Origin of the sequence: Streptomyces sp. NPDC007346 (assembly GCF_040703535.1) — a bacterium.
Lineage (GTDB): Bacteria > Actinomycetota > Actinomycetes > Streptomycetales > Streptomycetaceae > Streptomyces.
The window spans coordinates 1-6,492 of the sequence record NZ_JBEYKR010000245.1 but is presented as its reverse complement, the minus strand read 5'-3'; the positions used below and the strand labels follow the sequence as shown (position 1 = coordinate 6,492).

8 protein-coding genes are annotated in these 6,492 nt (G+C 70.3%); 5 read left to right on the top strand and 3 right to left on the bottom strand.

Annotated elements, in window-relative coordinates; all coding sequences use genetic code 11:
- Positions 1–505, bottom strand: a 505-nt coding sequence (locus tag AB0917_RS33270; protein WP_366823445.1) for a histidine phosphatase family protein, incomplete at its 3' end; no start/stop codon positions are given.
- A gap of 265 nt (positions 506–770) precedes the next feature.
- Here AB0917_RS33270 and AB0917_RS33265 point away from each other — a divergent pair.
- Together AB0917_RS33265 and AB0917_RS33260 are read left to right on the top strand one after the other, a co-directional pair.
- Complete coding sequence (locus tag AB0917_RS33265) at positions 771–986, top strand: CbtB-domain containing protein (RefSeq protein ID WP_030565757.1); 216 nt, start codon at positions 771–773, stop codon at positions 984–986.
- A 52-nt stretch (positions 987–1,038) separates the two neighbouring features.
- Positions 1,039–1,794: a CbtA family protein gene (locus AB0917_RS33260; RefSeq protein ID WP_366823444.1), complete on the top strand. Its 756-nt coding sequence runs from the start codon at positions 1,039–1,041 to the stop codon at positions 1,792–1,794.
- A 171-nt stretch (positions 1,795–1,965) separates the two neighbouring features.
- Here AB0917_RS33260 and AB0917_RS33255 read toward each other — a convergent pair whose 3' ends face one another.
- Positions 1,966–2,631: a hypothetical protein gene (locus tag AB0917_RS33255; protein WP_366823443.1), complete on the bottom strand. Its 666-nt coding sequence runs from the start codon at positions 2,629–2,631 to the stop codon at positions 1,966–1,968.
- A gap of 208 nt (positions 2,632–2,839) precedes the next feature.
- A complete protein-coding gene (locus AB0917_RS33250; protein WP_366823442.1) occupies positions 2,840–3,199 on the bottom strand; it encodes a tetratricopeptide repeat protein in 360 nt (119 codons plus the stop codon).
- Positions 3,200–3,363: 164 nt separating this feature from the next.
- Between AB0917_RS33250 and AB0917_RS33245 the strand changes: the two genes are divergently transcribed.
- From AB0917_RS33245 to AB0917_RS33235, 3 genes are all read left to right on the top strand, one after another.
- Positions 3,364–4,329, top strand: a complete 966-nt coding sequence (locus AB0917_RS33245) for a pirin family protein (RefSeq protein ID WP_366823441.1) — start codon at positions 3,364–3,366, stop codon at positions 4,327–4,329.
- A gap of 534 nt (positions 4,330–4,863) precedes the next feature.
- Positions 4,864–5,784, top strand: coding sequence for a class I SAM-dependent methyltransferase (locus AB0917_RS33240; protein WP_366823440.1), 921 nt, complete (start codon positions 4,864–4,866; stop codon positions 5,782–5,784).
- A gap of 112 nt (positions 5,785–5,896) precedes the next feature.
- Positions 5,897–6,460, top strand: a complete 564-nt coding sequence (locus tag AB0917_RS33235) for an AAA family ATPase (protein WP_366823439.1) — start codon at positions 5,897–5,899, stop codon at positions 6,458–6,460.
- The last annotated feature ends 32 nt before the right edge of the window (positions 6,461–6,492 follow it).

The window sequence follows — 6,492 nt, the reverse complement described above, 5'->3', positions numbered from 1 at the left end:
GATGGCGTTTTTCACCGCAGCCAGCAAAGCCGACTTCCAGCATCAACTGCAGGCGGCCCTGGCGCAGCACATCGGGGAACAGGCACTGCCACAAGGGAGCGACCAGCACATCCGCGCCGCCCGCCCCGTCCAGCCAGCCCCTCACCCGGTCCACCAGCGCCCGCAACGACTCGCCGCCGTGCGGGGCCGCCGCGGGGTCACCGATCCAGGCGGCCACCGCGGCGGGTTCGGCGGCGCTCACCTCGTCCAGGCGGCGGCCGCTCCAGCCCCCGAGGTCCCAGCCGGAGAGCGCCCGTTCGGGCCGGGCGGCCAGGCCGAGCGCCGCGGCGGTCCCGAGGCACCGCTCGGAAGGGCCGCTCAGAACCGGGCCGTACCTCGGCAGGGCGGAGGCCGCCGCCCGCGCGCTCCGCTCCCCGGCCCGGTCCAGCGGGGCGTCACCGTCGAAGCGGGCCTCCCGGAGCGCCGCGTTCATCGCCGGTGAGACCAACATCACCCGTACTGTCATGTTCCTGCCTCAAGTTGTTCCGTGAAGGCCCCAACGCCCCTGATCGGCGGGCGATTCGAGCCCCGCAGCTCCGCAGATTGCACCATGGCGGTGCCTGCGTGCAGGCGGTATGGTCACGTCGACCATGACGAGGGTGTGACGGAAGTCCGGTGCAAGTCCGGCACGGTCGCGCCACTGTGAACCCGTACCTGTGCGGGAAGTCAGACCCAGCATCCTCGTCCGTTGCACCACGACAGGGACGCGTGTTCCCACAGGAGGTTCCGCCATGGCGCAGTCTGCCGCCCCCGCAACCGGGGCACCCGCCATCACCCCGATCTCGGCGAAGGCCCTTGCCCCCTGGGCGGTCTTCGTCGGCATTCTGGCGCTCGTGCTGCTGTACTTCGTCGGTGCCGAACAGGGCGCCACCGCGCTCATCTCGGGCGAAGGCGTCCACGAATGGGTCCACGACGGCCGTCACCTGCTCGGCTTCCCCTGCCACTGAGTCATCTGCGGTATCCGGGCAAGCAAGGGAACAAGGGAACAGGGAAAGTCTCGTGAACTCCATATCTGTCAGAGCTCTGCTCGTGCGCGGCATGATCGCGGGCGTGATCGCCGGTGCGCTCGCCTTCGCCGTCGCGTACTTCCTCGGCGAGTCCCAGGTGGACGCCGCCATCGCCCTCGAAGAGGCGCACAGCCATGACCACGGCGGCGGCGAGGACCTCGTCAGCCGCACCATGCAGGCCACCGGCGGACTCGCCACCGCACTGCTCGTCTTCGGCGTCGCGGCGGGCGGGATCGCCGCCCTCGTGTTCGCCTACGCGCTGGGCCGCATCGGCCGCTTCGGCCCGAGGGCCACGGCCGCCCTGATCGCGGGAGCGGCCCTCCTCGCCGTCTACGTCGTGCCGTTCCTGAAGTACCCGGCGAACCCGCCGGCCGTCGGTGATCCCGACACCATCGGGAAGCGCACCACCCTGTTCTTCCTGATGGTCGCCCTCAGCGTGCTGCTGGCCGTCGCCGCCGTGATCATCGGCAAGCGGCTCGCACCGGGCCTGGGCAACTGGAACGCGACCATCGCGGCGGCCGCCGGCTTCGTCCTGGTGATCGGCCTCGCCTACGCCTTCCTGCCCTCGTTCGACGAGGTCGGCGAGGACTTCCCGGCCACCCTGCTGTGGAAGTTCCGGCTCTCCACGCTCGCCGTCCAGACCACGTTCTGGACCGGCTTCGGCCTGATCTTCGGCTTCCTCACCGAGCGGCTGCTGCTCTCCGCGAACGGTGCCGACGCGCCCCGTGCGGCGACGCCGGTGGGCTGAGCGCACCCACTGCTCGCAGAACCCGCCGGGTGTGTCCGGCGGGTTCTGCCGTCTCCCGGCCCGCGAGCCGCGAGGGCGGGACATCATGGCCGAAGGAGTGGCTCGGCCAGGTGGCGAACGCCCGCGTAGGGAGCGCGAGTCAGAGCGTCTCCCGGAGCGGGGACGAGGCGGTCAGGACGGCGCGGGGGAGGCGGCGTCGTGATCGCGCAGCTCGTCCTCGATGCGGCGGGAGGTGTTCTCGACGATGCTCCCGAGGCCGTCGCGCACCTCGTGTTCCCTGCTCCCGTGCGGGCCGTACGCGCTCACCGAGAGCAGGAGGTCGCCGTTCCACAGGAGCAGCGTGCGGCCGGGGCGGCCCTGGTCGTCGGCCGGTTTCCAGTACGCGGCCTCGTGCACCCGCTCCGGACCGCGCCCGTGCGCCCGGTCGACTTCCTCCTCGGCGCGGTACGCGCGCCGGGCGGACCCGACGTCCTCGTACACGGCTGCGGTCGTGCTGAGCTTCCACAACGCCCCGTCCGGGCCCGTGAGATCGGCCAGGCAGCCCGTCTGCCGATAGCGGGGCCGGGCGCCGTCCTCGCCGATGTCCTCCCTGGAGTCCGGGTCGGCGGATCCGGTGGCCGGGCCGACGGCGAACCCCTGTGCGGGCGACGCGCCGTCGAGCAGTGCGCAGGGGCTGCTGGTCCAGCTGTGCGCCCCGGGGGCGCGGGCGGCGGGCTTTCCGGCGGACCCGGCCCCGGCCTGGCCGCCCCCGGAGCAGCCGGACACGGCCACCGCCGCCGATGCGATCAGCGCGGCCGCCCGCGCCCGGTGTAACTCCGCGTCCCTGGATCTGCGCATCCCCCGCCCCTTCGTCCGGAAGGCTCATTATCGGGTGCTCGTACCGGCGGGTAAAGGAGGCCGGGGCCGTGCCGGTCCGGCACGGCCCCGGCCGTCGTACGGCTCGGTCCGGGCCGCGCGCCTACGGCCTCGGACGGTCCGGGCGGCCCCGAGTCAGAGATGGCCGTCCCGTGACCCGAGTCAGAGATCGCCGTCCCGGGACCCGAAGTCAGAGATCGCCGTCCCGCGATCCGAAGTCGCCGTGGAACGCGGCGGCCATCCGCAGGTGCGTGGCCGCCTCGGCCTGCCGCCCCTGGCGCTCCAGCGTCCGGCCGAGCATGAGGCGCGCGTAGCTCTCCACCGGGTCGAGCTCCAGGATCGCCCGCAACTCCTCCTCGGCCCGGCCGAGCCGGGCCGAGTGGTAGTAGGAGCGGGCCAGCAGCAGTCGCACCGAGACCTGCTCCGGAGCCTCCTCGACGAGCCCGCCCAGGATCCGTGCGGCCGGGAGGTACTCCCTGGCCTCGAAGAACATCCGCGCCCGGTCCCACCGGTCGGCGGCCGTGCCGAACTCGTAGTAGGTCTCGTTCACGCGTCCTCCTCGTCTTCACGCGGGCCGCCCTCCCGGTGCGGGCCACCGGGCTTGCGCCCCGCGTACGTCCAGCCGTGACAACACCACATAGTGATTGAACATTCCACTAAAATTCTGGCGTGGGTGCCGCCGCTCCCCGCCCCGACGGGAATAGGTTGAGCGCCATGAGCAATCTCGATCGCCAGGCCACCCCCTCCGTCTGCGGAGGGCGCGGCTTCGTCGTCGCCGAGCCGGTCCGTGAACTCCTCAACCCCCGCCGGGTGCCGCTCGGCGAGTCCACCGAGGTGCGCCGCCTGCTGCCCAACCTGGGCCGCCGCATGGTCGGCGCGTGGGCTTTCGTCGACCACTACGGGCCCGACGACATCGCGGACGAGCCCGGCATGCAGGTGCCACCCCACCCGCACATGGGCCTGCAGACCGTCAGCTGGCTCCACGACGGGGAGGTCCTGCACCGCGACAGCCTGGGCAGCCTGCAGACCGTGCGCCCCCGCGAGTTGGGCCTCATGACGTCGGGGCGCGCCATCAGCCACTCCGAGGAGAGCCCCGAGCCGCACGCCAGGTTTCTGCACGGCGCCCAGCTCTGGGTGGCCCTCCCCGACGCGCACCGCGACGTCGAGCCCCACTTCCAGCACCACACGGATCTCCCCGCCGTGACCGCGCCCGGCCTCACCGCCACCGTGATCCTGGGCGAACTGGACGGCGCGGCATCGCCCGGCACCGCCTACACCCCGATCGTCGGCGCCGACCTCACCCTGACCGAGGGCGCCGAGACCAGCCTCCCGCTGGACCCGGACTTCGAGTACGCGGTCCTGTCGATGTCGGGGCAGGCCGAGGTCGACGGCGTACCCGTGCTGCCCGGCTCGATGCTCTATCTCGGCTGCGGCCGCGACCGACTGCCGCTGCGCGCCCTCTCCGACGCCGGCCTGATGCTCCTGGGCGGCGAGCCGTTCGAGGAGGAGATCGTGATGTTCTGGAACTTCGTCGGCCGCTCCCACGAGGAGATCGCCCAGGCCCGCGAGGACTGGATGAACGGCACCCGTTTCGGTGAGGTGAAGGGTTACGACGGCCCGCCGCTTCCGGCTCCGGAGCTGCCCGCCACACCGCTGAAGGCACGAGGGAGGGTGCGCTGAACCTGGGCAACGGACGTCACCGGCGGGGGTGGTCGGCCGCCGCGGGCTCGCCCCGTGACGCGGTACGGTCGCGGGCGCCGCGGGCGCGTGCCGCGTGCCGCGTGCCGAAAAAGAATGGGTGGGCGGTTACGTGGGCCGGTGGGGGGACGCAGCGTTCGATTTCGGCCAAACCGCGATCGGCGGGACCGGGCACACTTCTCGCCGCGGCCGAGGACAGCGGCGACTTGCACGAGTAAATACATCCGGCGAAAGGCCCTGAGAGGTCCGTGTGGCCTCCGGTCCCTGTTCCGTTGAGGGTGCAACCGGATTGACGTTCGGTTTCCGTGGGCCCGGAAACGATGTGTCGCGAGGGTAATCCGGGCAGAATCAGACAATGCCCGCCCGTGACGCTCTTCGTCACTGTTGACCATCGGAGTCGCGCGGGACATGCTGTGTCCCATGGGTCGCTGGGGGTATGGCCGCAACCCTTTGCATGTCGCACTCCACCGTGACACCGGAAACAACAGGACCCCCTGACGTGCCCGTACCGCCATCATGGTCGACACGACCGCCAGAAAGGGGCCGCTCGTTATGCCGGACAGCAGGTCCGAGCTGAAGGCGTTGAAGGCGACGAGATACACCTCCACGGTTCGCGCGTCCAGTGCTTTTGATCAATTGCGGGCTTCCGGGTACCGGGCGGGGCTGCGAATTCTCGACCTGGCCGACCGGCTGCGTGGCCGGAACCACGAGTTGCTGCCACCGCGCAGATACCGCCGCTTCGTCGGGAACGGTGACTTTCTGAAGGTCGGGCGCCAGATCACCGACTACATGCAGGCGGAGCTGGGCGTCGGACCCGCGCACGACGTGCTGGACGTCGGTTGCGGTGCGGGGCGCATCGCGGTTCCGCTCACCGACGTCCTCGGTGAGAAGGGCTCCTATCTCGGCTTCGACATCGTGCCGCATGCCATTGAGTGGTGCTCGTCCGCCATTACGTCGAAGTATCCCCATTTCAGATTCGAGCATGTCGACATCCGTCAGGAGATCTATAATCCCGACGGAAAGCTACGAGCTGCGGATTTCCAGTTCCCGGCCGAGGACTCGGCGTTCGATGTGGTCGCGATGGTGGGTCTCATCAGCCATCTGCTCCCGCCCGAGTTGGACAACTATCTGACCGAGGCGGCCCGTACGCTCCGTCCCGGAGGCAGGTGCTTCGCGACGGCCTATCTGGTCGACGACAAGGTGGCCGAAAATATCGCCCAGGGGCGTACCGCGTTCACCTTCACCAACAATCATGGCGAATACTACGTACATTCGAAGGAAGAGCCGACCTACGCTATCGCCTATCGGGTCGAGTATCTGCGCGCCGCAGCCGCACGATATGGTCTGCACCTGCGTCGAGAGCCGAAGCCGGGCACGTGGGGCACCTCCAACGAGAGGCCGGCCACCATGGACCTGCTCATCCTCGAACGCGGCTGAGTGCACAGGGCGCTGAATTCCCGCGCGGGCCACGCCGTCGGCTATTGCCGGACGTGCTGGACCGGCCGCGGTCCGCGCGACCGAGTACGCGAGAGAGGAAACACTTCACCTCATGGCAGACAAGAATCCGGGTGACGGGGGCAGCAAGGGCGTCCTCGTCCTGTCGGGCATCTCCGCGGCGGGCAAGTCGACCGTCGCGCAGGCTCTGGCCGAGCGGCTGGACCGATCTGTTCACGTGCGGGGGGACTTCTTCCGGCGCATGATCGTCAACGGTCAGGTCAACATGACCGCCGACCCGGAGCCGGAGGCCCTCGAGCAGCTCCGTCTCCGGCACCGGCTGGCAGCGGCGTCCGCCGACGCGTACTGCCAGGCGGGCTTCACCGCGATCCTCCAGGACATCCTGCTCGGCGAGCATCTCCAGGAGATCACCGAGACGATCAGGAGTCGGCCGCTGGCCGTGGTCGTCCTGGCTCCGAACCCCGACGCCGTGCTGGAGCGGGAGGCGAAGCGCGCCAAGACCGGCTACGGCCCGGACTGGCAGCCCAAGGACCTCGACGCGGTGCTCCGCGGCAGCACCTCGAAGGTCGGACTCTGGCTGGACACCTCCGACCAGACGGTGGACCAGACCGTGGACGAGATCCTCGAACGGGCCTGGACCGAGGGCGCCGTCTCCTGAACGTCCGGGGGCCGGTTCGTGCCCACCACCTC